Source organism: Microvirga puerhi (assembly GCF_020089865.1).
Classification (GTDB): domain Bacteria; phylum Pseudomonadota; class Alphaproteobacteria; order Rhizobiales; family Beijerinckiaceae; genus Microvirga; species Microvirga puerhi.
In genome coordinates this window covers 1-25,360 of sequence record NZ_JAIRBM010000016.1, presented here as the reverse complement: position 1 = coordinate 25,360, position 25,360 = coordinate 1, and the positions used below count along the sequence as shown (strand labels likewise).

General features: G+C 59.6%; 20 protein-coding genes and 2 pseudogenes. 12 read left to right on the top strand and 10 right to left on the bottom strand.

Annotated elements, in window-relative coordinates:
- Positions 1-218: 218 nt before the first annotated feature.
- The 5 genes from K9B37_RS18275 to K9B37_RS18255 form a co-directional block, all read right to left on the bottom strand.
- A complete protein-coding gene (locus K9B37_RS18275; protein WP_224314970.1) occupies positions 219-848 on the bottom strand; it encodes a hypothetical protein in 630 nt (209 codons plus the stop codon).
- A 39-nt stretch (positions 849-887) separates the two neighbouring features.
- Positions 888-1,664 (bottom strand): molybdopterin-binding protein, encoded by a 777-nt coding sequence (locus K9B37_RS18270; RefSeq protein ID WP_224314969.1) that lies wholly within the window; start codon positions 1,662-1,664, stop codon positions 888-890.
- Positions 1,648-2,475: a cytochrome b/b6 domain-containing protein gene (locus K9B37_RS18265; protein ID WP_224314968.1), complete on the bottom strand. Its 828-nt coding sequence runs from the start codon at positions 2,473-2,475 to the stop codon at positions 1,648-1,650. The genes K9B37_RS18270 and K9B37_RS18265 overlap by 17 nt, the downstream gene beginning before the upstream one ends.
- Before the next feature lie 124 nt (positions 2,476-2,599).
- Positions 2,600-3,265, bottom strand: coding sequence for a transglutaminase-like cysteine peptidase (locus K9B37_RS18260; protein WP_224314967.1), 666 nt, complete (start codon positions 3,263-3,265; stop codon positions 2,600-2,602).
- A 182-nt stretch (positions 3,266-3,447) separates the two neighbouring features.
- Positions 3,448-4,509, bottom strand: a complete 1,062-nt coding sequence (locus K9B37_RS18255) for a class I SAM-dependent methyltransferase (protein WP_224314966.1) — start codon at positions 4,507-4,509, stop codon at positions 3,448-3,450.
- Between the two features lie 359 nt (positions 4,510-4,868).
- On the opposite strand from K9B37_RS18255, the gene K9B37_RS18250 reads away from it, so the two are divergent.
- Entirely contained in the window at positions 4,869-5,633 is a 765-nt protein-coding gene (locus tag K9B37_RS18250) for an SDR family NAD(P)-dependent oxidoreductase (RefSeq protein WP_224314965.1), read from the top strand.
- A gap of 345 nt (positions 5,634-5,978) precedes the next feature.
- Here K9B37_RS18250 and K9B37_RS18245 read toward each other — a convergent pair.
- The 3 genes and pseudogenes from K9B37_RS18245 to K9B37_RS18235 all read right to left on the bottom strand — a co-directional run.
- Positions 5,979-6,413 (bottom strand): annotated as a pseudogene (locus tag K9B37_RS18245) (DDE-type integrase/transposase/recombinase); the annotation flags it as partial.
- Between the two features lie 64 nt (positions 6,414-6,477).
- Positions 6,478-6,741 (bottom strand): hypothetical protein, encoded by a 264-nt coding sequence (locus K9B37_RS18240; protein WP_224314964.1) that lies wholly within the window; start codon positions 6,739-6,741, stop codon positions 6,478-6,480.
- Positions 6,742-7,202: 461 nt separating this feature from the next.
- Entirely contained in the window at positions 7,203-8,261 is a 1,059-nt protein-coding gene (locus K9B37_RS18235; protein WP_224314963.1) for a LacI family DNA-binding transcriptional regulator, read from the bottom strand.
- A gap of 266 nt (positions 8,262-8,527) precedes the next feature.
- Between K9B37_RS18235 and K9B37_RS18230 the strand changes: the two genes are divergently transcribed.
- From K9B37_RS18230 to K9B37_RS18195, 7 genes are all read left to right on the top strand, one after another.
- On the top strand, positions 8,528-9,487 hold the full coding sequence (locus K9B37_RS18230; protein ID WP_224314962.1) for an ABC transporter permease: 960 nt from the start codon (positions 8,528-8,530) through the stop codon (positions 9,485-9,487).
- Positions 9,488-9,546: 59 nt separating this feature from the next.
- Entirely contained in the window at positions 9,547-10,371 is an 825-nt protein-coding gene (locus tag K9B37_RS18225; protein WP_224314961.1) for an ABC transporter permease, read from the top strand.
- A complete protein-coding gene (locus K9B37_RS18220; RefSeq protein ID WP_224314960.1) occupies positions 10,371-11,408 on the top strand; it encodes an ABC transporter ATP-binding protein in 1,038 nt (345 codons plus the stop codon). Before K9B37_RS18225 ends, K9B37_RS18220 begins: the two co-directional genes overlap by 1 nt.
- Positions 11,401-12,330, top strand: a complete 930-nt coding sequence (locus tag K9B37_RS18215; RefSeq protein ID WP_224314959.1) for an ABC transporter ATP-binding protein — start codon at positions 11,401-11,403, stop codon at positions 12,328-12,330. The genes K9B37_RS18220 and K9B37_RS18215 overlap by 8 nt, the downstream gene beginning before the upstream one ends.
- The gene (locus K9B37_RS18210) at positions 12,314-13,846 is read left to right on the top strand and encodes an ABC transporter substrate-binding protein (protein WP_224314958.1); all 1,533 of its coding nucleotides are present in this window, start codon (positions 12,314-12,316) and stop codon (positions 13,844-13,846) included. The genes K9B37_RS18215 and K9B37_RS18210 overlap by 17 nt, the downstream gene beginning before the upstream one ends.
- A gap of 80 nt (positions 13,847-13,926) precedes the next feature.
- On the top strand, positions 13,927-15,315 hold the full coding sequence (locus K9B37_RS18205; RefSeq protein ID WP_224314957.1) for an FAD-dependent oxidoreductase: 1,389 nt from the start codon (positions 13,927-13,929) through the stop codon (positions 15,313-15,315).
- Between the two features lie 478 nt (positions 15,316-15,793).
- The gene (locus K9B37_RS18195) at positions 15,794-16,831 is read left to right on the top strand and encodes an NAD(P)-dependent alcohol dehydrogenase (protein WP_224314956.1); all 1,038 of its coding nucleotides are present in this window, start codon (positions 15,794-15,796) and stop codon (positions 16,829-16,831) included.
- 94 nt (positions 16,832-16,925) lie between these two features.
- Here the strand turns inward: K9B37_RS18195 and K9B37_RS18190 are convergent, their stop codons facing one another.
- Positions 16,926-17,135: a hypothetical protein gene (locus tag K9B37_RS18190; RefSeq protein WP_224314955.1), complete on the bottom strand. Its 210-nt coding sequence runs from the start codon at positions 17,133-17,135 to the stop codon at positions 16,926-16,928.
- Positions 17,136-17,155: 20 nt separating this feature from the next.
- On the opposite strand from K9B37_RS18190, the gene K9B37_RS18185 reads away from it, so the two are divergent.
- Both K9B37_RS18185 and K9B37_RS18180 read left to right on the top strand, forming a co-directional pair.
- Entirely contained in the window at positions 17,156-18,637 is a 1,482-nt protein-coding gene (locus K9B37_RS18185) for a mannitol dehydrogenase family protein (RefSeq protein WP_224314954.1), read from the top strand.
- A gap of 140 nt (positions 18,638-18,777) precedes the next feature.
- A pseudogene (locus K9B37_RS18180) lies at positions 18,778-18,912 on the top strand (IS6 family transposase); the annotation flags it as partial.
- A 469-nt stretch (positions 18,913-19,381) separates the two neighbouring features.
- Here the strand turns inward: K9B37_RS18180 and K9B37_RS18175 are convergent.
- A complete protein-coding gene (locus K9B37_RS18175) occupies positions 19,382-21,418 on the bottom strand; it encodes an oxidoreductase (RefSeq protein WP_224314953.1) in 2,037 nt (678 codons plus the stop codon).
- Positions 21,419-22,858: 1,440 nt separating this feature from the next.
- Between K9B37_RS18175 and K9B37_RS18170 the strand changes: the two genes are divergently transcribed.
- Entirely contained in the window at positions 22,859-23,482 is a 624-nt protein-coding gene (locus K9B37_RS18170; protein ID WP_224314952.1) for a YoaK family protein, read from the top strand.
- A 431-nt stretch (positions 23,483-23,913) separates the two neighbouring features.
- The gene (locus K9B37_RS18165) at positions 23,914-24,927 is read left to right on the top strand and encodes an SDR family NAD(P)-dependent oxidoreductase (RefSeq protein WP_224314951.1); all 1,014 of its coding nucleotides are present in this window, start codon (positions 23,914-23,916) and stop codon (positions 24,925-24,927) included.
- The last annotated feature ends 433 nt before the right edge of the window (positions 24,928-25,360 follow it).

Here is a 25,360-nt window from a genome sequence, read left to right as displayed (position 1 = left end):
GCCTGCCTGCTCGAGGGTGAAGTGATCGAATAAGAACGATACCGCTCGCCCTTCTCGGGTAGTGTGGCGCGCCCGTCTGAACGGCATTTAGTGGCATGGATCACCTGCGCTTAATCCAGGCTTCAGCCGGTCTTCGACATCACGGCTGGAGCGGGGCAGGTCGATCGAACCTGAAGCGGGAGCACACCGAACGGCCCGCTTCGTCACAGCGCGAAGAGTTACATCGGCGGCTCGATGCCGTCCTTGCCCACAAGGATGCGGGTCGCTTGCATGGTCCCGTCCGGTTGCTTGCTCGCCGTGACGATCACCTTGGCGCCCGGTGCAAGATCGTCTCGGGTTGCTTGAACATAGGTCACGATCGGCGCATCCGGCGGGACCACGACTGTCTTTTCGGTGCCCTGATACTTGATGGTCAACTGCCGTCCGGTGCTCGCTTCCGTGACCTGACCAATCGTGCCATTCGTCATCGAACTCTTCGGCCCCAGATCATACTCGTGAGAGCCTTCGCCAACCCCGCGCATGTTTTCGGGGAATACCTGCACTTCCAGTGATCTCGCGTTGCCCGTGGCCTGCTCAATGGCGGCGGTGCCCACAAAGGTCCCCGGCTTGATGTCAGCCCACGATGCCTTGATCAGCCCGGTGATCCTGGCATCACCTGCAAGTCGGAGGGTGGCATCAGCCCCACCTCGGGTCTTCACCTCCATGGTGTCTCCTTCTATCCGCTCGATGGTTCCCCGCACTCGCACCGGCGGCGAGCCTTGCGCCCAAACGGACGGGGCCACCACGGCCCCGGCAATGCCCAAGACGAGGACAAGGGTATGCACCCGAGGAAGGACTTGAGTGATCATGCCACGCTTCTCCTGAGCTGATCGCAAACCTACAAATTCCTAAATGCCCGCGTACCACTCGTAGCCACGGTCCTCCCAGAAGCCGCCGCGGCCGCGACCGATTCCGGTAAAACTCTCCACGAGTTCAATCCGCATGATGTACTTTGCCATCTTGTAGCCGAGCTGACGCTCCACCCGTAGCCGCAGCGGCGCCCCATGCGGGATCGGCAGTGGATGTCCGTTCATGTCGTAGGCCAGGATCGTCTGTGGGTGATAGGCATCCTCGAATCCGAGGCTCTCGTAATACTGCCCCGTGCCATCCAGCGTCGGCTCGAGCGTGTCCGCGCAGTGGAACACAACATAACGCGCTTGGGATTGCACGCCGGCTCGCTCCAGCACGGAGGTCAGCGGCGTGCCTGTCCACTTGCCGATGCAGCTCCAGCCCTCGACACAGTCATGCCGCGTGATCTGGGTGCGCGAGGGCATCGCCCGGAGCTCAGCGAGAGAGAGCCGTTGTGGGCGTTCGACCAGGCCGTCGATCTGCAGTCGCCAGTCGACAAAGCCTTTCTCGGCGAGGGTCTGATAATCGAAGTCGTCGACCGAGACCGAGCCATTCGCCTTGAAGACTGGCGAGAGGTCTGCCTCCGTGTATTCGCGGGCGAGGGGACCTGAGCCAAGCAGAAACCGCTGCGCTCTTGAGGTGGCGCCCTCGGCGCTGTCCAGGACCTGCCGGAACCAGGGGGTCTCAGACAGGCGATCACAGCCACCGAGCGCCAGCGTTCCGGCCAACGCGGCGGTTCGCATGAGGAAGCCGCGTCGCTCAGGATCGGTCTGCATGAACGCTGTCCTGAAGGAGGTACGAACCGGTGATCATGGAACGGAGGTTGTTCCAGGCGCCCGAGAGCAGGACCATGGCCACATGCACGGCTACGAAGAGCACCAGTCCGGATGCGGCCAGGAAGTGGATCGTGCGGGCGGACTGCCGGCCGCCGAAGAAGCTCAGGAGCTCTGGAACGGCAGCGTCCATCCCAGGCGACATCGTCAGACCGGTGAGAACCGCCAGCGGCAGCAGCACGAGAGCGACGGCCAGATAGGCCAGCTTCTGGAGCACGTTGTAGCGCCGGGCCTCGTCGCCACGCGGAAAGCGCAGAAGCAGGTGCTCGCGGATCGTATGCCCGATTGCTCTGAGCTGTCGGCCGGTCGGCAAGAGGTCGCGGCGCAGATGACCGCTAACGACGCCGTAGAGGAAGTATACGGTGCCGTTGAGGACAAGCAGCCAGGCGAAAAAGAAGTGCCAGCGGCGCCCCGTCGCGAGATCCTGGTAGCTCGGGAGCGTCAGCCAAGATGGGAAGCCGCGCCTTTGGAGCTCCGCTCCTGATCCGAGTGATGCGCCGAGGATGCCCGTCGTGTCAAAGGTATGCCCGAAGATCTCCGTGACACCCCTGTTTCCAGCCTCGCCGCCATCTGTGGCCGTCAGGGCAAGGATAGGGTGATCGAAAGCTGAGGCCTGGCCCCAGTAGAGCGCTGGATGGGCGTTGAAGATCTGGAGGCCGCTCATCAGAAGGATCAGCAGGCACACGGCATTGATCCAGTGTGTCACACGGACCATGAGCGAATGCCGGCGAATAAGGGTGTGTCGCCCGATCATGAGTGATCCCGTCAAGCCGCTCGGGATCATACACCAGCGTGTACCGAGGGGCGGCAGGCTGACCAACACAATTCGGTGAGCTGTTTTGGCTCCGATGAGCGGGACCGAGGAGGTGAGGATGTCCTCAGCGGCCAGCGGTCGCCACCAGCGAGGCAGAGGCGCCACCCAACGAAGCCCACGCGGAGCCAGCGTCGCCCTCCCGCTTTACGTAACTATAGCCGGTCTGCTGCCACGACAGCACGGCATTGCGCTTGTTGTCGAGGATGAAGTCACCTCGGTCGGTGCGCACCATCATCACGGCATGTCCGGCGCCATCCTCGTCGATGACCACAGTCATGCGCAATGCCCGGCGGGGGAAGCCGGCCTCGACCAAGCGCCTGCGCTTGACGAGCTGGTAGTCCTCGCAGTCGCCGTAGCCGTCCTCGGCGAAATCCCAGCGATCCTCGACGCCCCAATGCTCCATGTCGGTCATCGGCTTGATCGCGGCATTTACTTGCCGGTTGACCCGCACGATGGTCTGCCAAGCCTCTGGCGTAAGGGTGATCTTGGCCGGTTCGGACGGATCAACGGCGCATTCCGCCGGCCACTGCCGGCAGAATCGAACCCAAGCCGCAAGCGGCGGGGCGGAACCCGTTCTCGCAACGGACAGAGAAGCGGTCGGTGGGTGGGACTTCGGCTTGGCCATGGCTCCGCCGCCGAGCATGGCGAGAGCCAGGGTGCCGATTACCAGTCGAACCGTGTTGGTAGAAAAAGCCCAAGCGTTCAGTCGCCCGCTGAGAGGTGTTCGCATTGCCCCCGCCATGTCGTTAAGGAATCGTTCATCTTTCCTGACACGGCGATCCGGGCAATCTCAAGGCAGAGGTCAAACGGAAATCAACGAAAGGCGTCGAGTTTCGTTCCCGCATCCGCGACATAAGGACAGGCCGTAGCGGTTGGACGGCATGAATTGTCGTCAAACACAAACTCGGGATTTCACTCGGTCGGCCGCACCGCCGAAATCAGGGCGGCGCCGGGCATGGTCTTGAGCCAGACCGGTCGCGAGGGGCGCAGTCCCGCCGCCATTTGCCAATTCTGAACGGCCTCAACCGACCACGTGCCCGAGGTGCTTGTCAGGGCGAAGTACACGTCCAGCACCGCCCCGAGTCTTCGGTCGGGCCGGTTCGCCTCCGCCGGTGATGTGATCCGGATGGCATCCATGACCATGAAGACTCCACTTGGCTTGAGAGCGCGAGTGACCTTCTGCGCCAGCCTGAGATTCTGCTCGGCATTGAAGTGGTGAATGAGGTTGGCGATCAGCACGGCATCATAAGTCTCGTGCCCGAGATCATCGGCAAGTGCATCGCCGGCGACATGCGACACCCGATCCCCCATACCCTCCCTCGCCAGGATCTCGGCCGCGGTCGGAATGGCCTCCGGCAGTTCCAGGATGGTTGCCTGCAAGCCGGGATGGCGCCGGCACAGCTGGACCGCATAAAAGCCATGCGATCCGCCAATGTCGAGCAAGGTCCTGGCCGCTTTGGGCAGGCGCGCCCGCCAAGCCACTTCCGTCGCCGGCGCCGTTGAGAAATCGCGCATGCCCCACTGGTAGCGGCGCCACTCCTCGGGGGTGAGCGCCCGGTGCATGTCCCGGGCTGCCCCGTCGTAAAGCCACTGGTCGAACCCTTCCGTCCAGCGCCACTCGATCTCCTGGAAGTCAAGCTTGTGAACCACCGTATGTGGACTATCGGCCAGCAGCCACTTTCGGGACAGGCGATTGAGCTCGTACCGCCCGTTGCGATAGCGCAGGTAGCCATGAGCTAGAAGTGCATCCAGCGCCTTTCCCGTCGCTCTGGGATCCGTGTTGCGCGAGTCCGCAATCTCCTGGGCCGTGCGCCCGCCATGCTGCAGCGCCTCGAACAGGCCCGCTCGGGAGGCCGCCATGATGATCCGAGCGAACTGGAAGGCTGCCTGGGTATCGGCCAGAGGCTTGGGGCCGAGGTTCAGCTTAAGGGCGAGCCACTCAAAAACGGTTTCGGCATGAGCGCCCAGTCGCATTGCTTTGCATCCCTTCGGGCCACCAAGAACTATACTGCGCCCGAAGAGCTGGCCATCAAGGAGGCTCCGTCGCAAATCGAGAGCAGAGACGAGAAAGGATGAAGTGTTTGTGGAGAGATCATACGGCGAGCAGGTCACGTTGTGGCGCTTGCTGAACCGGAACTCGACCTTAACCCTGCAAGATCACGGACCGGTCAACATGACGGCCTTCAAGCATCATGCACCTCCGGAGATGGCATGTAACGAACTCAGTCACACAAGAGCTTGCGACGGCTCCAGCGCTCTCTCGTGCAGAATTTCGACCCGACACGTCCATTTGATGGATAAGCTACTGGGCAGGCGATGCGGGAGAAGTTCAAATGACGACGATGTTCGACTTGTCAGGGCGGCGCGCGGTCGTGACCGGCGGGGCATCCGGCCTGGGCCTGGCCATGGCGCATGGGCTTGCAGATGCCGGGGCGAGCGTCGTCCTCGTGGGGCGCGATCGGAACAAGCTTGAGAAGGCGGTGACCGAGATCTCCGAGGCTGGCGGGACGGCGCAGGGACGAATCTGCGATCTTCTCGACCGGGAGGCGATCGCCCGCCTCGTGGAAAATCTCGAGCGCGAAGATGGCCCCATCAACATTCTCGTCAACAATGCCGGCGTTCAGCAGCGATCTCCCTTCCCCGCCTTTCCGGCGGAGGGATGGGACCGCATGATCGCAACCCATCTCTCCGCGCCCTTCTTCCTGACCCAGGCGGTGGTCGGCGCCATGATCGCCCGCAACAAGGGGAAGATCATCAACACGTTGTCCTTGATGTCCGAGCTGGGTCGACCGACCATCGTGCCCTACGCCACGGCGAAGGGCGGTCTGAAGATGATGACCCGCGCCCTCGCCGCGGAACTCGGCCCGCACAACATTCAGGTCAACGGCGTCGCTCCAGGCTATTTTCAGACCCCCATGAATGAAGCGCTGCAGGCGGATCCGGATTTCGATCGCTGGGTCAAGAGCCGTACGCCCGCTGCCCGCTGGGGCGAGCCGAGCGAAATTGCCGGAGCCGTGGTGTTCCTGGCCTCCGACGCCGCGAGCTTTATCACCGGCCAAGTTATCGTTGTCGACGGCGGCTTGTCGTCTTCGGTCTAAAACCAGTCGGAAATAAAGCGCTTCCGTTTCGATGCTTTTCACGAACACAACGTAACTATGAAACGGTGCGAGCGCTTGACCTCTTCTGATTCTGAAACATCAAAAAGTTGCAAGGCATTGCCACGTTGTCGGTGGGAGACGCATCGATCAACGGTTTTGGTCCGGATCAGGGGGCGCTCGCGATGCCAGTCACCTCAGCTCAGAGCTGAAAGGCCCGAGCGCGGGCGAGGCGATAATCGGCGGCGGCGGGTTGGCGGGACGACGGAAGAGGCTTGCCACCTGATCAGTGGCCGGGAAAAACCGCTGGGGATCTGTCGCGAAGCTTCGATGCGGGCGGAAAGATGACTATTCCACCTGCAAGTCTCGCACAGCTAAAACGTTGAGCTGCTCGGCGAGGAGAAGCTGAGAGGGGTAGGCATACTTCGCATCCTGCCTGCGCGTCATGTGAACCATCTCGATGTTGCCAAGAGTCACGGGAGCGCTATTCACCGACTTGAACCCAAACGTTGGGCGAACTTGCCTTTTGACTGCACAATGATCCTGCTCGATGCAGTTATTGAGCTATTGGCTCTGCCGGATCCCGATCACATCAAGATGATGCCATGAGCGGTCCTACAGACGGATTTCTGCGTCACAAGACACGATCGCCTCGCGATTTGTCTGGTTGTCATCGATAACGATCTACTCGGGCCGGCCATGCCGATTGAGTGCTTTGCGCAAAAACTGTTTGGCGGCAGTGAGGTTTCACCGTTCACTGAACCAGAACTCAATTGTGGAGCCGAGCTTGCTCGGCTTAGTGACTGCCCGATTGACGATCCCAAATTCTGTGTGGGATCAGAGTTAGCTATCGCCGCTTTCCTGTCGATTTCGCCAACATCTGTTGCATCGCTGCTTCAGCCCGCGCTCTGGCTTCCGCATCATGAGACAGGTTGCGCACCTCTGAAGGCTCCTCTTGCTGACGCAGGCCACTCTTGTGTGCCCGCCACTGCTTCGCCTGCGCGGCGGTGGCAGCCGCGCTCGCCAGCTTCTCCAAGCGGTCGAGCTGGGAGGTGCTGGCAGAGCCTTTGGTACCAGGCTGCGTGTTCTCTTGCTCTGGGCGTTCGGCCATATGATCGCTTCCTCACAATGAATGTCGCGTGTTCTCTAGGCTGTTATGGGCTGCTTTTTCAAGACGTGTCGATTAACGGCCTTGCACCGTGAAGGTCCGAGGTACATGGATCTTGTCTGGTGAGAGGACCTTGGTGATAGCGGCGTTTGCCGACTTGGGTCGTCTGAGGCTATCTAACGAACAGCTATGACTACACTCTGAAACAAGGGGTTTGCGGCGGATTCGATTACGATCGTTTTGGCTGAGGGGTGCTCGGCAGCCTTGCTCAACGTCGCCATGGCGCGTTTTCCGGCCTTCGAGAGCGAAAGCGTGAGATAGCCCAGACGGCTCTTGGTATGCCTCTCTCCTTTGACGACGATCCAAGCGCGGCGGTTCCCCGTGTCGACTTCTTCTCTGTAAACCTTCACCCAACGGCTTCGGTCGGAAAGCCGGGCTCGATGTCGGATTGTACTTTCCGCGGATCAGCGTGTGGTTGAAGCGCGGATAATAAGTTCCGGTACGATACGCTCGGTGATGATCTGATCATCGGCGGTGCCCTGGATCCGATCGAGAAGTCGACGCGTCGCCCGACGTGCGACTTCCTGGAAGGGCAAAAGCAGTGTGGACAGAGGCGGTTCCATGAAACGTGTGAAAGGATGGTTGCCCCACCCCATCACCAGCACATCATCGGGGACCCGTATGCGGCGCTCGCGTAGCGCGCGGTACAGGCCGAGGGCATAGTAGTCGTCCCCGACCACGAAGGCGTCTGGTCGGCGACCGCGGTCGAGAAGGTCGCTGGCGACGCGGTACGCGTCGTCGGCGTGCCAGGACTGGGAGACTCGGAAGGAGCGAGCCGGGGGAACGAGGGCGAGCTGGTGCCGAGGATCGAAGGGAAGCCCGTGGCGCTCGAGCGACCGCCGGAATCCTTCGATCCGGAGCCTGATGGTAGAGAAGGGCATGTCTTCGTCGAGCAGGACGACGTCCTTTGCGCCCAGAGCCAGGACTGCGTCGGTTGTTAGCCGGATGCCGGCCTCGTTGTCAGTCGAGTAGAAGTCGACCCCTAGCTCGGGGAGCTCGCGACTGACCAGGACGAGGGGGATGCCTGCTTTGATCACCGGTGTCCATGCGTTGAAGCGCTCCTGCACGGGGGCCGCGATGAGGCCGTCCAGGCCCGATCGCAGCGCCCTGTCGATGGCATCCCGCTCACGTTCAGCCGATTCGTAGGAGAGAAGCAGCAGGACAGTGTAGCCGGCTTCCTGCGCTTGGAGCTCGACCTCGCTGACGAGGTCAGAGAAGAACGGGTTGGAAATATTGGTGACGATCACGCCGATTGTCTTGCGTGATCCAAGCACGAGCGAGCGGGCGTGGACATTCGGGACATACCCAAGCCGCTCTGCCTCGGCTTTGATCAACGCGCGGGTGGTCGCGCTGACACCGGGCCTATCGTTGAGCGCGCGGGAGATCGTGTTCGCGGTGAGGCCGACGACATTCGCGAGGTCCTGAAGTGTTGGCTGACGACGCCCGTTCGTTACATCCGCCATGTCTTCCTCTTCTATTCGACGCTCGAGCTTAACTACGGGCATGCGTTGGGCCCACTCAATGCATCCATACTCGTTAGCCCAACATTAGCGCTATCGTAAAGATGTTCGTCAACCCCGCCTGACGCACGACGCGCATGGCGCCGGCGTGTGCATAAATGCTAGTAAAAGCAAGGGCTTTACCCCTATTTTGACGTTGGGTTGACTGCCAAAGACGCGTGTGGCAAAGTACATTAGCGTTATCGAAAAATAATCGGACGAAGATCCGAGTGGTCGCGGGTCGGCCCGGCGGCGGAGGGGGAACAGTGCTTGGTTATGTGGTCCGTCGTCTGCTGCTTGCCATCTTCGTGCTCTGGGGCGTCGCGACAGTAGTCTTCATCATCGTGCGCATGGTCCCTGCCGATCCCGCGCTGCTCATCGCAGGGCAGACGGCGACCCCAGAGCAGGTCGCCAGCCTTCGGCAGCAGATGGGGCTCGACCGACCGCTGACCGCGCAGTACGTGCAGTACCTAGGGCAGGCGGTGACCGGAGACTTCGGGAACTCCTACACTCACAACGTCCCAGCCGTGTACTTGATTGGGCAGGTCCTGCCCAACACAGCACTCCTCGCTGTCTTGGCGTGCACGCTCGCAATCGTGGTGAGTATCCCGCTCGGTGTGTTGGCCGCCCTGCAGGTCAACCGCATCGGCGACCGACTGGTCACCACGGTATCACTGATCATTCAGGCGCTGCCCGGCTTCTGGATCGGCGTCGTGATGCTCCTCGTCTTCTCCCGCTCGCTGAAGTGGCTTCCGAGCGCCGGTCTCGTCGGGGCGCAGAGCCTGATCCTGCCGACGATCGTGCTCGCGCTGCCCTTCATCGCAATCCTCACCCGGCTGACACGGAGCGGGCTCATTGAGGTGAACGGAGAGGGCTACATCAACACGGCTCGGGCCAAAGGCTTGGGCGAGCTGACCGTCGTGTTCCCGCATGCGATACGGAATGCGTTGATCCCAATCGTGACTGTCATCGGCCTCCAATTCGGCACACTGCTTGGCGGTGCGGTGGTCACAGAAACTGTCTTCTCGTTCCCAGGGATCGGCAAGCTGCTCGTGTCGTCCATCCAGCTACGCGACTACAACGTCCTGCAGGCCAGTGTTCTTGTCATTGCCGCCACGTTCGTCATCGTCAATTTGCTCGTCGATCTTCTGTACGCGTACATCGACCCGAGAGTGAGGCTTTCGAAGTGAGCGCAGATCAAGCCGTAATCACAATTGCACCATCCCACGCGCGCCGCCTCCGAGCCACGGTGAGCGCCCGAATCTTGGTGCCGCTCGTCGTCATCGGGATTCTCGGGATCGGGGCGATTGTTGTGCCGGTCCTCTACAACTACGATCCGCTGCACGCTGATCTTCTCGTGCGCCTGAAGCCGCCGGGAACGGCGATGCCCGACGGCTCAATCGCGATCTTCGGAACCGACAAAGTCGGCTCGGACCTCTTCGCCGAGATGATGGCCGGCACCCGAGTGTCTCTCATCGTCGGCGCGTCTACTCTTCTCATCGCTGGCATAGTCGGAGGAATCCTTGGGCTCCTCGCCGGCTACTTTGGCGGCTGGCTCGACACCGCCCTGATGCGGATCGCAGATATCCAGCTGGCGTTCCCATCGATCCTGCTCGCGATCCTGCTCGTCTCGGTACTGGGTCAGGGGATCCTGAACGTCATCATCGTGCTCTCGATTTCCAACTGGGTGATCTTCGCGCGAGTCATCCGAAGCCAGGTGCTCGGCCTGAAGAGCCTCGAATATGTCGAGGCAGCACGCACCCTCGGTGCCAGTCACTTCCACATCATCTTCCGTACCCTACTTCCGGGCTGCATCGCTCCGATGCTCGTCATAGCCAGCGTAGAATTCGGTTATGTCGTCCTCGCAGAGGCGGCGCTCTCGTTCCTCGGTGTCGGTGCGCCCTTCGGCACTCCGAGCCTCGGAAGCACGATCTCGACCGGCACTCAGTACCTGGCGAGCGCGTGGTGGATCTCGACAATTCCGGGACTGCTGCTCCTCGTGCTTGTACTTGCGACCGGGGTGCTCGGAGATGCGCTACGTGATCGCTTCGATCCCCGGCTCAGGAGCGCCTGATGGCCGAGATGCGGATTGGCTCGGATGCCGTAACCAGGAGCGCTGCAGCCTCATTGCTGTCCGTCCGGGATCTGCAGGTGGAGTTCACGACGGCGGCGGGGGTCGCGCGAGCTCTCGACGGGGTGAGCTTCGACGTGAGTCCGGGCGAGACGCTTGCGATTCTCGGTGAGTCCGGCTCGGGAAAGTCAGTCACTGGACAGGCAGTGATGGCACTTCTGCCTAAGCCAGCCGGTTCGATCGTCGGCGGCTCGATCGTGTATGACGGGCTCGACCTCACGGCGAGGCCGGTCAAGGACGTCAGGAAGCTCTGCGCGACCGAGATCGCGATGGTCTTCCAGGACCCACTCAGTTCCCTGAACCCGGTGTTCCAGGTGGGGTACCAGGTCGCGGAACCCTTCCGTCGCCGGCTCGGGATGGGCAAGCGGGAGGCGTGGGGCAAGGCGCTCGAACTGCTCAAGCGGGTAGGGATACCTGACGCCGAGACGCGGATCGGCGACTACCCGCATCAGTTCTCGGGAGGGCAGCGCCAGCGCATCATGATCGCGATGGCGATCGCCCTCGAGCCGAGACTCCTCATCGCCGACGAGCCGACCACGGCGCTCGACGTGACTGTGCAGAAGCAGATCATAGCGTTGCTTGCCGACCTGCAAGCCGAGACGGGCATGGCAATGATCCTGATCAGCCACGATCTCGGCGTCGTTGCCCAAGTCGCGGAGCGGGCCGCGATCATGTACGCCGGTCGAATCGTCGAGACCGGGCCGATCCGCGAGGTCTACGACCGGCCGGCCCATCCTTACACGCGAGGTCTGCTCGACTCGATCCCGAGCGCGGCCGAGATTGGAGGAAGGCTCACCCCTATCGTCGGTTCTCCACCGAACCTGCTCGCACTTCCGAGCGGGTGCTCGTTCAATCCCCGCTGCCCGTTCGCGACTGACCGTTGTCGCACGAAGGTCCCCGCGCTTCGCCAGCCGGCGAGCCGGGGAAGCGATCACGCCGCCGGTTGTCATTACTCCGAGGAGGTGCTCGCCGATGCCTAAAGCCGCGCCCACGCATCAGCCACTCCTCAGCGTCTCGAACCTTAAAGTCGCCTATCCCATCCGCTCGTCCGTCCTTCGTCGGATTGTCGGCGAGAAGGTCGCCGTTCGCGACGTGACCTTCGAGGTCAAGCCGGGGGAGACGGTCGGGCTGGTCGGCGAGTCAGGCTCGGGCAAGTCGACGGTCGCGCGCAGTGTGATAGGCCTAATCAAACCCGATGCTGGCGCCATCGGCTTCAACGGGCACGACATTACGCGTTACTCGCCCAGACAGCTGAAGTCCGTGCGTCGCGAGATGCAGATGGTATTCCAGGATCCCTATGCATCCCTGAATCCACGGCTGACCGTGCGCGACCTGATTGCGGAGGGTTGGCGGGTGCATCGGGACGTGGTGCCTCGTGGTAACTGGACAGCTGTGGCTCAGGAGTTGATGGAACGGGTTGGCCTCAATCCCGACTACTCGGACCGCTACGCTCATCAGTTCTCCGGCGGTCAGCGCCAGCGCATCGGGATCGCCCGAGCGCTGGCCTTGAAGCCGAAGCTCATCATATGCGACGAGGCTGTGTCGGCGCTCGACGTGTCCGTTCAGGCGCAGGTGCTCAATCTTCTCCAGGACCTCCAGGAAGAACTCGGCCTCGCATACCTCTTCATTTCTCACGACCTCTCCGTAGTCGAGCACCTCTGCGCTCGTGTTCTCGTGCTCCACGGCGGCGAGGTCGTCGAAGAGGGGAGCGTTCACGATATCTTCGATCGACCGCAGCACGACTACACGAAGGCGCTTCTCGCGGCAGTCCCTGTCGTGCGCCCTTGGCTGGGCCGATCCGTGAGCAGCTCCACATCTACCCACCCCGAGAGGCTAACTCAGGGGGGAACTATCGCACCAAATATTCAATCAAGGGAGGAACGAAATGACATCTACTCGTAAGTGTTGGGAGGGGCTAGCGGCCGCTGTGGCGGTTGCTGTCATTGCCCTCACTGGCCTCAGCGGTGCAGAAGCGGCGTCACCGGCTGAGCGACTCCCCGACAATCAGCAGAACCTCACGTTCGTTCCGAACTTCGGCGTGCCGTCCCTCGACTCCGCGATGGTGCCGCTGGAGATGGGCACGAACCAGATCATGTCGAATGTCCTTCAGGCTCTGGTTACGCTCGACAAGAAGTCGATCCCTCAGCCACAGCTGGCGACGTCATGGAAGTGGACGACCCCGACCAGCCTGCAGTTCAAGCTCCGCGAGGGTGTGACCTTCAGCGACGGACAGCCGTTCACCTCGGCCGATGTCGTCGGCAGTTTCGACCGCTTCATTGCGAAGAAGGCGACTCTCTCCGCGGCGCTCTCGATCATCACGTCGTATACGGCAGACGACCCGACCACCTTCACGATCAACACCAGTGCCCCGACAGGAACCCTGCTGGGTGTGCTCTCTCTGGTCAAGATCGGCCAGGGTACGCATTCGACTGATGACGTGTGGTGGGGCAAGCCGATCGGAACCGGGCCATTCGTCATCACCAGCTACGTGGCGAACGACCACGTCAAGTTGACACGCAACGACACCTATTGGGGCGAGAAGGCGAAGCTTAAGACGCTAACGTTCAGCCTTATCACCGACACCAATGCCAAAATCACGGCGCTCGCCAACGGGCAGGCACACGTCCTCGGCGACGTGATCTACGACCAGTTCCCGACGGTGAAGGCCATGGAGAATGTGACGCTCACTCCGGCCGACGCTTTGACCTACTACTTCCTATGGTTTAACAACGCCAAGTCGCCGCTCACCGATCCGAAGGTGCGCAGGGCTATGTGGATGGCGCTGGACCTGCCGACGATCGTGCAGAGCCTCTACGGCGAGACTGCATCGCCGATGGACTCGTTCTGCCCCTCTAGTGCCTTTGGATGCGTTACCGCAGCCGATATGCCGTCCTACGATCCCAAGGGCGCCAAGGCGCTGTTGGCCGAAGCAGGCTACCCGAACGGCCTTACCGCTGACATCCTGCTTAACACCTCCAACGCGGGGATGGATACTCTCGTGTCGGCATTCGTTTCTCAATGGAAGGCCGTCGGCATCACGGTGAAGCCGCGAGCACAGGACCCCACCACTTGGCTCGCCGACTTCTCCGCGCACAACTGGGATATGGTCGTAAATCCGAACGCGACGATCACAGGGGATGCGGACTATACGCTGAATCGTCTGTACAACTGTGCAGCAAATCGTCTCGGCTACTGCAATCCGAAGCTGGACGCCCTGTTCACGAAGGCGCAGCAGTCGTCCGACCCGAGTGAGCGGACCGCCCTCTATCAACAGGCGGTGAATATCATGGCGCAGGATGCGCCGGGAATTCCAATGTTCCAGACCAAGTCGAACGTGGCGGCGCTGAAGAGTGTGCAAGATCTCAGCATTCCACCGACCGAGTTCATCGACTGGAGCACGGTCTACCTGACCAAGTGAGTACGGGCAATGGTGCGTGGACGGCGGCAGGACCATCGCCCACGCACACTCAAGCACCAGCCAGATTAGTAGAGAAAAGTATGTCGGCGATATCCGGAGAGAATGTGTCGGTCAAGGAGCCCAGCAGAGAGGTGCCTGTAGCCGGTAGCTACGATGTCATCGTCTGCGGTGGAGGACCATCGGGTCTTATCGCGGCCGTAGCCGCGGCACGCAATGGTGCGAAGACGCTCCTGATCGAGCGCTACGGCTTCGTCGGTGGCATGTCGACGAGCGCACTGGTGACACCCATCAGCGAGTTTCGCCATTTCGGCAAGCAGCACATAGGGGGAATTCCCTTCGAACTTCTTAAGAAGGCCGCTGACCTCGGCGGCGCGAATGTTGCGCTAGAGAGCGGGAATTTCCCCGTCAACGACGAAATACTCAAGCTCGTCGCCCAGCGCCTTTTGCTTAAGAGCGGGGTGACGCTTTTGTACCACTCTTGGTTCGCGGACTGTGCGATGGAGGGCGATCGAATTACCCATATTATCGTGCAGAACAAGGCAGGTCGCGTCGCGTACGAGGCAAAAGTGTTCGTCGACTGCACGGGTGACGCCGATCTCGTGCGTGCAGCAGGCTTCCCAACGGTGAAAGGTGACGTGCTGCAGCCGGCCACCTTATGGTTCCAGTTAGGCGGCGTCGACACAGATGCGCTAGACTACCTGTTCGGCGATGCTGTCGACGGGATGCTGCCGGTCTCCGACGTGATCCGTAGCCGGCTGCTCGAGCTCAACGAGCAAGATGAAATTCCGATCTTCGGCGGTCCGTGGATCAACAAGTTCTTCCGCGACGGCATGGTGAGCATCAACTTGCTTCGCGAAGCGACCGATGCGAGCGACCCAGAGTGGTTCACGCGCACTGAATGTAGCCTTCGTGAGAATCTGCACCTCATCGTCGATGTATTGCGCCGCGAATTCCCGGAGTTCCGGGACTGCTGGCTCGCGAAGTCGGGTATTCAGACCGGAGTGCGCGAGTCGTACCACATCGTTGGCCTCTACAAGCTTCAGAAGGACGATATTCTGGTGCCGAAAGCTTTCCAAGATACGATCGCCAAGGGTGCGCATGTCATCGATATTCACGCGAGTGACAGCAATGACCAGAACGATCTCGTCATCCCGCGACAGGAGTACAACGTTCCCTTCCGTTGCTTGGTACCCCAAGGCAGTGTCAACCTCGTCACAGCTGGACGGTGCCTCAGTGCGGACGGCCCCGGATTCGGCTCGGTTCGCGTGATGGCGACCTGTATGGCGATGGGGCAGGGCGCGGGGACGGCCGCCGCCCTGAGTGTCAAGCATGGGTACAGCATGTCCAGCATGAACTTCGAGCATCTGCGAGAGACATTGATCGAGCAAGGCGCAGTCGTGGATTTCGACAACGTCATCAACCCTGAGGCTCCGATCGAGTTGTCTGTGTACCCCGCAGTCAGAGCTTGACACGTCAGACTCGAAGGAACAGCGATGGAAATCGCACAACGGGCAGCGCTGCTATACGGGCCGGGCAACCTTCAGATCTAGGAGCGCCCGACTCCCGAAACGGGCGCGGGTGAGACGCTGGTCCACAGTCAAGCGGCCGGGATCTGTGGATCCGATATCCACTATTACCGCAACGGTCGCATGGACCGTTAACGGGATAAGGTTGCGCGGTGGGAGGATCATCGGGTTAGCAGTAGTTACCAGTGGCGAGCCTCGCTGTCACGGAGGTAGTCAAATGGGTGTTGGGTTTCCGGCATGAAAGGCGGAAGTTGCTGCATTTCGCCGGAGCATCGCTCCGAGATGGATTCAACCGCTATCCTCCATCTCGGCCTTGATGACCTGCACCTCTCCTCTTCGACCGTACATCCGGTCTGCGGCTGAGCCGGGTCACTTCGTCAACTGAACCTGTCGGCGCAAGCCGCCATAGGGAAATACGGCAATGAAAGCACTAGTCCTAGAACGCCAACATGAACTGGCCCTGCGTGAGATCCAACTCGAAACAGAACCCGGGCCGGGTGAAGTCTTGATCAAGGTTCATACGGTCGGCATCTGTGGATCGGACATTCACTATTATACCCATGGTCGCATTGGACCCTTTGTGGTCGACGCGCCGATGGTGCTGGGCCACGAAGCCGCCGGAACCGTGGTGGCTATCGGAGAAGGTGTCACCAATCTGAACGTCGGCGATAGGGTCTGCATGGAGCCGGGCATTCCGGACTCCAACTCGAGAGCTTCGCGGCTCGGTATCTATAATGTCGACCCGAGCGTAAAGTTTTGGGCGACGCCGCCGGTGCACGGCGTTCTCAGACCAATTGTCGTTCACCCCGCTAACTACACGTTCAAATTGCCTAGAAACGTGAGCTTCGCCGAAGGCGCGATGGTTGAGCCATTCGCTGTCGGCATGCAAGCGGCTATGAAGGCAAGCATTAAACCGGGCGACACGGCCGTTGTCATTGGCGCGGGTCCCATCGGAATCATGGTGGCGATTGCAGCCCTGGCGGGCGGCTGTGCTCGAGCGATCGTCGCCGACCTTGCACAACCTAAACTCGATATTGCTGCCTCATATGAGGGAGTCACTGTGGTCAATATCCGCGAGCAAAGTCTCAAGAACGTCGTTTCCCAGATCACCGACGAATGGGGCGCCGATATCGTGTTCGAATGCTCGGGAGCCGCGCAGGTGTGGACAGACATTGCGGATATTCCGCGACCGTGTGGGACCATTGTCGTGGTTGGGCTGCCTGTCGACCCTGTACGGTTCGACGTCGCTATGTTGTCCACGAAGGAGTTGCGTGTGGAATCGGTGTTCCGCTACGCCCATCAGTACGATCGCGCTCTCGCTCTGATGGGTTCTGGACGCGTAGACCTGAAGCCGCTGATCTCGGAGACGTTTTCCTTCGAAAATGCGGTAGAAGCCTTTGAACGCGCCGCAGAAGGACGCCCGTCCGACGTGAAACTCCAAATCCGTTTAGACGACTGATTGCCGTTAGCACCGTGCAATCTGATACATTCACGACATTGAACAAAGAAGAGAGTAATGGTGAGGGCGCCGTAATCAACGACTGCGCTTTCCGCTAAACCTTAATCGTTTCTTCGAAGCGCTGCCTACGGCTCGGCGGATCACAATCGACGATCACTGTTGAGGCCAGCGTGGAGTTGATTTCGTCGATCAAGGCTTGTTCTATCAAGCCTTGGTGTCGAGCCTGATCGCAGAAGCAATTTCCGTTCGCAACAAACCAAAATTTGACCATGACATAAATCGGTTTTGGCATCGAGATCGTCATTCCAAGTAGGTCTATCTCACATGTACAACCGCCTTACCCTTGCCACTCTTGCGAGCCTGCCCAAAACTATCACCCGTCCGCGCTATGCTCGCGAGGCGCTGCGCCCTGGCATTCTGCATATCGGCGTCGGCAACTTTCACCGCGCGCACCAGGCTGTCTATCTCAACGACCTGTTCAACGCTGGCAAGAGCCATGACTGGGCTCTCATCGGCGCCGGCATCCGCCCGGCGGACCGGGCCATGCGTCAGGCGCTCGAAGCACAGGATTGGCTCACCACCGTGGTGGAGCTGGAGCCCGGCGCTAACACCGCGCAGGTGATCGGATCCATGATGGGTTTCGTGCCGGTGGGTGAGGATGCTCGGGCGATCGTCAACGCGCTAGACGATCCGAACCTGCGAATCGTGTCGCTCACTGTGACGGAAGGCGGCTACTGCATCGACCCAGCGACCGGATCATTCAACCCAGAGCACTCGGACATCGTCTACGACGCGTCGCATCTGGATGCGCCGCGTGGTGTGTTCGGCGCGCTGGTCGCAGCGCTCCGGCGCCGTCGCGAATGGGGCCTCGCGCCCTTTACGGTAATGTCGTGTGACAACATCCCCCATAATGGCAGCGTGACCAGGGATGCGGTGGCAGGACTGGCTGCCCTCGTCGATCCTGAACTTGCTGCTTTCGTGCATGGGAGCGTAGCGTTTCCCAACAGCATGGTCGACCGCATCACGCCGATCACCACCGACCGGGAGCGCACCATGCTGACCGAGCGCTTTGGCATCGAGGACAAGCGGCCAGTCTTCTGCGAGCCGTTCCGGCAATGGGTGATCGAAGACAATTTCCCGACCGGACGTCCTGCTCTTGAGGACGTGGGTGTCACCTTCACGCCCCATGTGGCGGCGTTCGAACTAATGAAGCTACGCATCCTCAACGGAGGGCACGCGGCGATCGCCTATCCGGCTGGATTGCTGGGTATTCACTTTGTGCACGATGCCATAGCGAATCCGTTGGTACGCGGCTTCCTTGACAAGCTTGAGACGGAAGAGATCATCCCTCAAGTGCCGCCGGTGCCGGGCGTCGATCTTCACGATTACTATCGACTCATCGCCAGCCGCTTCGCTAATCCCGATGTGGGCGACACGATTCCGCGCCTCGCTCAGGACGGCTCCAACCGCCAGCCTAAGTTCATTCTGCCTGTGACGCGCGACCGGCTCGAAAGTGGAGCCGACGTGACGGGGCTAGCGCTCGAAACCGCCCTTTGGTGCCGCTATTGCGCCGGCACCACCGATGAGGGTGAGCCCTTCAGGCTCGATGACCCGAATGCAGCCCGCCTGACGCCTGCAGCTCTTGCGGCCAAGGACGATCCAGCGGTCTTCCTGAACCTGCGGGATACATTCGGTGACCTCGCCGATGCGCCGCAATTCTGCTCCCGTTTCGGGATAGCCTTAAAGAGCCTGTGGCGCGAGGGCACCCGCGCTACCCTGCAACGCTATCTGAACGACGGTTTCTAACCGGGCATCTCGATCTGCACTTTCACGGAGGCCAGCGGCATCTTGGAGGTGATACTGGCGTATCGGTGCTTGCGATGTCGGGACCACCAGTGATGTCACGGTAACTTTTGACTAGCGGCTTGTGGCTTAAGAGCCGTGGCGTGACCGAGGCCTTCAGCTACAAGCGTTCCTGGCTTCCGCCTCAGATCATCGCTCGTGCGATCTGGTGGTACGTCAGATTTCCTGTAAGTCCATGGCTCATGGAGGAGATGCTGCCTGAGCGCGGCATCGCTGTGCTCGATGTCACGACAACGGTCTTCCCTTCGATCTGGAGGTTCGTCGCTTCCTAGGTACCTGGAACAGGGAGAAGGATTGGGTTGAGCTCATTGCGGATCCAGGAGCAAGCTATGACGCGCACGAGGCGATCGATCTCTCGTGCCTGGAGCCTTTGATGGCCATGCTATCGGGTCCCGGGAACGGGCAGCCCGCATGCGAGATAGCGGGTCAAGCCATATGGGAGATATACTGTGCGCGATCGATTCGCACTGCATTCTTGTAATGAGCGAGGATCTTACTGCTGAAAACGTGACACGAAGACGGAGTTACTGGGTTCGCCACTCTATGTCACCCCGGCAGAGCAACGCCGTGCTTTGTGGCGGCTTGGCCAATTGGGTAAAGGAGAGCATTCGCTCCCAACCTCGGAGGCCTTGACTAGGCGTTACCTCGACAACTCCCGTAAAACATGTTTTGTCTAGCGTCAGGAACTTAGAGCATCCATGCGGCTCGTTCGCCATCAAGGATTGCGTCATCGATCTTTCTAGGGGCTACGCAATCTCCAATACGATATAGTTCGCTCACCTGTCCCAACAGCTCTTGATAAAGCGTATTAACGACTTCATTTCCTGTCGACAGAACGAAGGTATCGAATGCCTCGGACGAATGAGATTGCCCCGTAAAGCGATCGATGGAAACCATCCTGTCACCCTCGATCGAGGTCGCAAGGCGGCCAGGCGCGACGGTAATCCTGAGCTCCGCGAGGCGATGGTAGAGATTCGGAATGAAATTGATGTGGAGTTCGCGCCCTGCATACAACTGAGGCGTGATAATTTGCACCTCATGCCCCACTGTAGCAAGGAACTCCGCAGTATAAACTCCTGAGAAATGAGGATCGTCATCCAAGAGGAGAACTCGTTTTCCGATGCGTTCCGGCGTGGAGAAAACATCAAATACAGTCAATACATTGTCCTGATCGCTTCCTGGAAGGAAGGCGACATCGGGACGAAAGCTCGAGTACCCCGACCGGATAGGGCGTGATCCCGTGGCAATTATGACTGCATCCGGGTTCTCATTCCTGACGAATTCCGCTCCGATGTTCGAGTCAAGGACAATTTTAATCCTGGATTTGCGAAGTTGAGATTCTTGCCAACGTGTAACCTCAGCAAATCCTCTCCTGCCGGGTATTCTTGCAGTCATTCGGTTCTGTCCGCCCAGAGCAGCACCTTTTTCATAAAGAGCTACATCATGCCCACGCTCGGCGGCTACACGCGCGGCGGCCAACCCGGCGGGTCCCCCACCCACTACAAGAACCTTCTTCGCGCGGTTTGCTCGTCGCATTTTGCCGATGCCAAGTTGAGCTTCCTTGCCGACTGCAACATTCTGCATACAGGCGACGCCACGGCCGAGTGACTGGCCCATGCTGCAAGATTGGTTCGAATAGGTGCAGACCCGAATATCTTCGCTCTGCCCACGCAACGCCTTGCTGGGAAGTTCAGGATCCGCAATGAGTGCCCGCGCCATTCCAATGAGATCGGCGCGACCGGTCGTGAGCACCTCTTCAGCAACTGCCGGGGACCCGATCCGCGATGTGACACACACCGGTACTGGAGATGCTGATTTTCGGATTTCGCCAGCAGCTTCCGAAAAAAGAGCCTCGGCGGCATTGAAGTCCGCAATCCATGCGGGGTATTGCAGATAAGTCATTCCGCTGACATGCAGGTAATCCACATGTCCCTTCGCGGTTAACCGTCGTGCGATCTCGCTCGTCTCTGAAACCGTTAGCCCTCCGGGTGCATAATCCTGCCCGTTCATGCGTATGCCCACAATGAAGCTGGAGCCCACGCGGCTTCTGATGGCTTCGATCGCTTCAACAACGATCCGCATCCTGTTTTCAGCATTTCCGCCATACTCGTCTGTGCGCCGGTTGGTATGGGGGGATAAAAACTCGCTCAAAAGATAACCTTGAGCGGCCAGCAACTCGACGCCATCCGCCCCGGCTTTCTGCAAATTGCTCGCAGCGTCGCCAAAAGCGTCTAAGAGCTCCGCGATGTCAAATTTTGTCATCTCCCTTGGGATCTGGCGTGTTCTGGGACACGGCAGTGAAGATGGTGCGAGAAGCGGAATGCCGAAATTCGTCATCCCGGTTGAATAATATTGGCGCCCGGTCGCGTTGAGCTGTGAAACAAAGAGCGCGCCCTCGTCTTGAATCGCCTTGGCGAGACGCGAATATGCAGACAGGAGCGATGCATCGTCGGCCATATCGAGTGTGCCGAACGACGTTGTCGACAGATTACCGCCCCAGTTGCCGAGTTCTTTCCATGAGCGCGGCATGACAAAGTTGGACATCACAATCATGGCCGCGCCGCCCCTGGCACGTTCGACGTGATAGTCGATCACTCGGTCGATGGCGTTACCATAGCCGCCGAGAAACGAAACTCCATGCGGAGCCATGACGATCCGGTTCCGAAGCGTCCTGCTGCCGAGTGTCAGGGGGCTGAAAAGAAGCGGATAGGATTGTGAGTTCATCGGAGTCTCGCCGGCCACAAAGCTCAAGGCGGGTGTCAATCCCGCCTTCCGTTCTAGATGGATAGACAACGCACAAGTTTGCGCCGGAGTCATAGTCCGTCCGGACGAAGTTGCGAATCCAACCGCTGCGACCATTTTAGAAGGTAGAATTTTGCTTGTGTCGCAGATTGGGAAAGCAGGCAAGAAAAGAACAAATGTTGTTGTTCTGTCGCGCTTAGGGTAGACGCGACCAATTCAAGGGGTGAGAATATCAGGCACTCCCGTGGAGCCCCGTATATCCCTCATGATAGCGCATGTTGATTTCTTTAGAGGAGAGAGGCGTGGCTTCTTTCGGATTAACGTCCTGCCATATTTAAGCATCGCGCCTGCCATTTCCCGTGCCGATGCACCACTTTTCTTGGGAGGCCTAGATGATCAAAGTTTTTCAAGCCGATGCGCAGGGTGCTATATATGATATTTTGAGGAGAGACGGTCGAAATCTTTGACGGATTATTCATCGCAGGATTCGCATCTTTGAGATCTTCGTCGCGACCTCAGAAAACGTCTTGAGCTAATGCTCGCCACGAATGGCTTTGACGCGACCCAATTAAATCGAGTTCTTACACAGCATCTTAAGGATGCAGACCGTCTCCTAGAGAAACAAAAATCACAAGCCGATAAGGAATTTGCTATAAAGCCTCGCCAATATCGAGAAGGAAATGAGCATCATAGGAGAGCTTGCGAATTCATTGGCGGAAAGTCTCTAACAATAACGCCAATAATGGTGAGTGCGGCTTTTTCGACATTTGCTATCCTGCCGACATTCTAGATGATGATCATATCGAAGCTTGGGATAGTTGGGTGAAGTTCTTCCATGGCGATAAAGTGGATACAGCTTCTAAGACCGTTTGGATAAGCTTTCAGCTGTTTTACTCGATAAACGGACGTGGCCGTTTTTGGGCGTGCCGGCGGGCGATCGCGTTTTGTCGGAGAGCGGCTCCTTGCATCCTTCGGTACCCACTTACGTCTCGGTGCAGAAAGGCCGCGTCGCCTCTACCGGTGGAATAGGCGAAGGTCCGTCCAACTCTCGCGCGTTCTTCAGCTCCTCCGACCGAGCGACGTTATATTAGCCGACATCTTGGATTGAGAAATTGGACCTCCGCGGAGAGAGTTTGTGCATCAGCAATGAGACAAACCGGCGGTGCGCTCTAGGTGACTGCGGCCATGGTTCTGATTTGTGGGGCAAGGTCGAGGCGCGATGCGATTGTGGCCGTGTTGCGCGGATTGGATGACGCACGCACCGAACGCACCTGTAGACCGAGTTCGAGCGATGTGTACGGAGTTTGATTGGCCCGTCGTATAGGCGCCTACAAGACTTTCTCGTATACATTCCGCCCATGGTCAGGATTTGCGACAATACCCTGGGTGCGGTGGCATCTGCCCGTGCACAGATGAGGTATCATGCAGCTCTTTCTCGGATTTCTCCTCACAGCTGTGGCCGGTTGGGTAGACGCCATTGGCTTCCTGCAGCTTGGTGGGCTCTACGTATCGTTCATGAGTGGCAATAGCACTCAGATCGGAGTAGGCCTCGGCAAGATGGACTTGCCCACTCTCGTCCTTCCACTGGCTCTTGTCGGTGCCTTCTTCGCTGGAGCCTTCGTGGGCAATCTGTTGTCATTGCTGGCGGGCCGCTGGTGCCTGTCAGCCGTCCTTGGGATGATCTCCTGTCTCGTGGGATTGGCGTTCTGGTCCTTCGATCAAGGTGGCGCAATCCATAGCCCGACTTTGATCCTGGCTGGAGCTATGGGAGCCCAGAACTCGGCCCTGCGACGGGTAAACGGCATTCGGACTGGGGCCACCTATGTGACCGGCACCCTCTTCGGCGCGGGTCAGGATCTCGCAGCAGCCGTGCTGGGGAGGGGACCACGCTGGAGATGGCTCCTTCATCTCTTGGCTTGGGCATCCCTGGTGGCAGGCGCAGCGGGAGGCGCGGCCATGTACAACTATGCCAGCCGATGGTCGCTTGCCATTCCGACTGCCGTGCTCGTTTTGTTGTCGGGCGCGATTGCTATTCGGGAGCGGTAAGCGGGACCAAGCGCCCCGAAAGCTTGCTCGTGAACGTTGGAATACCTTCGGAAAGAGTGCCTTTGATTTGTATAGCACCTTTTGGTGCTGCGGGTATTCCTTCGGCCTGCGACGGCTTCTCTAGGCTAATGTTGCTCACCTCGGTGTTCACTGGCACGCCCACGAGAAACGCGCCGAGCCGGGAACCCTGGTCGCCTCGTTGTAGGATTGTTTTGCGGAACGATCCCAACATCGTTAAGTGCAACCGGAAAGGTTCTTGTCGGCGACCGTTAGCCGACCTCTTCCTTCAAAGACTAGGTAGAAGCCGTCGAGCTGGCACGTGCCCCTGTTTGTTCCCGCGAGATTCAAATTGATTTGTGGGATTGAACATTATTGGACGTGAAGGGTTTGGGTTGAACGGCTAGTCTCCTGATCCAGAAAAGGCACGCGGAATGGGCGATCGGTCCTCAGTACCCAATCACTCCGTCAGCACCTCTCCGCCCCAGCGCAGAGCGACCCCGACCGGCGGTGTCGTGGCTGCCGCCTTCGCGGGGACTGCTGCGGCGCAGTTACCCGGGAATGCTCCCACCGCAGGTCCGATCGCGCCCGGGCGTGGTTCACAGCTCACGGACAAAGTCGCCGTGGTCACCGGTGCCGCGCGCGGAATCGGTCGGTCGATTGCGGTTGAATTGGCGGCAAACGGGGCCGACGTTGTGGCGATCGACATCTGCGGTATCGTCTCACCCGCATCCAATGCGGCTCCTGCCACGCCCGAGGATCTCGCTGAGACGGTCCGACAGGTAAAGGCCATGGGCCGGCGTGCGCTCGCGATCCAGGCTGACATTCGGGACATCGGGGCGCTAAGAGCAGCCGCTGATGATATCGAAGGTGAGCTTGGAAAGATTGATATCGTCGTGGCCAACGCGGCTATCCAGCGCTGGAAGCCACTCCTTGAGATGGAAGACACAGACTGGCGCGATGTGATCGACAATAACCTCAACGGAACAGCCAATACCATCCGGGCCTTCGCGCCCAAAATGGTAGCCCGCCATTCGGGCCGGATCATCGTGCTGTCGTCGATGCAGGGCAAGCACGGCACAAAGGACGCCAGTTCCTATGCAGCATCGAAGTGGGGCATCCTCGGATTGATGAAGAGTGCCGCGATTGAACTCGGTCCGCACGGCATTACAGTCAATGCGCTGATCCCGGGGCTCGTCGACACGTCGCTGACCCGTTACGAAACCCGCTATAGGGAGGCGATCGCCGAAACCCAGTCCAACCCGCCCGAACATCCCACTGCCAAACAGGCCTGGGATGCGAGAAAGGTCCAGGTGCCGTTGAAAGTAGGTTGGCTTCGTCCGGAGGATATCTCGCCGGCCGCCGTCTTCCTGGCCTCCGATGCTGCCGCGATGGTCACCGGAGCCGAGTACGAGGTCACAGGCGGAGACAGCGCGCATAACGTGTAAGTGCATAGACCCGGTGCCTGGACGGTTCGAGGTCGAAATGGAAGAGAAGAGGTCTTGTGAGGTGTTCATGGTGGAGTGGTTCAAGCTGCTCGCAGCATAATCGGACACGAACTGCGCCAGGATTTTTTGTCACCGGTCAGAGCTGACTCGACGAACGACAATAGTAAGGACCAAAGACAGGTAGCTGACTAACCGCCTCACAAAGCCTCATCTTCACCAAAACTCCGGATCCAGCGATTGGAGCTGACTGGGCGCCAGTCCAGTCTCAGGAAATCCACCATCTATACTATTATTGCTCGGCCTAGCTGTGAGATCTGAGGAGGTTGTTCATCCCGTCTGAGGGCCTGAAGGTGGTCGTTGCCACACGATTCACCCGATGGACCTGAGGAATGAACAACCCGCATCAGAATGCCCGCACGACCCGGCTGGGTCG

Bases quoted from the DNA above. Each gene is read 5' to 3' on its own strand.
- K9B37_RS18165 (WP_224314951.1), top strand. From the start codon at position 23,914: ATGGGCGATCGGTCCTCAGTACCCAATCACTCCGTCAGCACCTCTCCG.
- K9B37_RS18175 (WP_224314953.1), bottom strand. From the start codon at position 21,418: ATGAACTCACAATCCTATCCGCTTCTTTTCAGCCCCCTGACACTCGGC.
- K9B37_RS18250 (WP_224314965.1), top strand. From the start codon at position 4,869: ATGACGACGATGTTCGACTTGTCAGGGCGGCGCGCGGTCGTGACCGGC.
- K9B37_RS18260 (WP_224314967.1), bottom strand. From the start codon at position 3,265: ATGCGAACACCTCTCAGCGGGCGACTGAACGCTTGGGCTTTTTCTACC.
- K9B37_RS18210 (WP_224314958.1), top strand. From the start codon at position 12,314: ATGACATCTACTCGTAAGTGTTGGGAGGGGCTAGCGGCCGCTGTGGCG.
- K9B37_RS18275 (WP_224314970.1), bottom strand. From the start codon at position 848: ATGATCACTCAAGTCCTTCCTCGGGTGCATACCCTTGTCCTCGTCTTG.
- K9B37_RS18270 (WP_224314969.1), bottom strand. From the start codon at position 1,664: ATGCAGACCGATCCTGAGCGACGCGGCTTCCTCATGCGAACCGCCGCG.
- K9B37_RS18170 (WP_224314952.1), top strand. From the start codon at position 22,859: ATGCAGCTCTTTCTCGGATTTCTCCTCACAGCTGTGGCCGGTTGGGTA.
- K9B37_RS18185 (WP_224314954.1), top strand. From the start codon at position 17,156: ATGTACAACCGCCTTACCCTTGCCACTCTTGCGAGCCTGCCCAAAACT.
- K9B37_RS18215 (WP_224314959.1), top strand. From the start codon at position 11,401: ATGCCTAAAGCCGCGCCCACGCATCAGCCACTCCTCAGCGTCTCGAAC.
- K9B37_RS18235 (WP_224314963.1), bottom strand. From the start codon at position 8,261: ATGGCGGATGTAACGAACGGGCGTCGTCAGCCAACACTTCAGGACCTC.
- K9B37_RS18265 (WP_224314968.1), bottom strand. From the start codon at position 2,475: ATGATCGGGCGACACACCCTTATTCGCCGGCATTCGCTCATGGTCCGT.
- K9B37_RS18195 (WP_224314956.1), top strand. From the start codon at position 15,794: ATGAAAGCACTAGTCCTAGAACGCCAACATGAACTGGCCCTGCGTGAG.
- K9B37_RS18240 (WP_224314964.1), bottom strand. From the start codon at position 6,741: ATGGCCGAACGCCCAGAGCAAGAGAACACGCAGCCTGGTACCAAAGGC.
- K9B37_RS18190 (WP_224314955.1), bottom strand. From the start codon at position 17,135: ATGACGATCTCGATGCCAAAACCGATTTATGTCATGGTCAAATTTTGG.
- K9B37_RS18205 (WP_224314957.1), top strand. From the start codon at position 13,927: ATGTCGGCGATATCCGGAGAGAATGTGTCGGTCAAGGAGCCCAGCAGA.
- K9B37_RS18255 (WP_224314966.1), bottom strand. From the start codon at position 4,509: ATGCGACTGGGCGCTCATGCCGAAACCGTTTTTGAGTGGCTCGCCCTT.
- K9B37_RS18220 (WP_224314960.1), top strand. From the start codon at position 10,371: ATGGCCGAGATGCGGATTGGCTCGGATGCCGTAACCAGGAGCGCTGCA.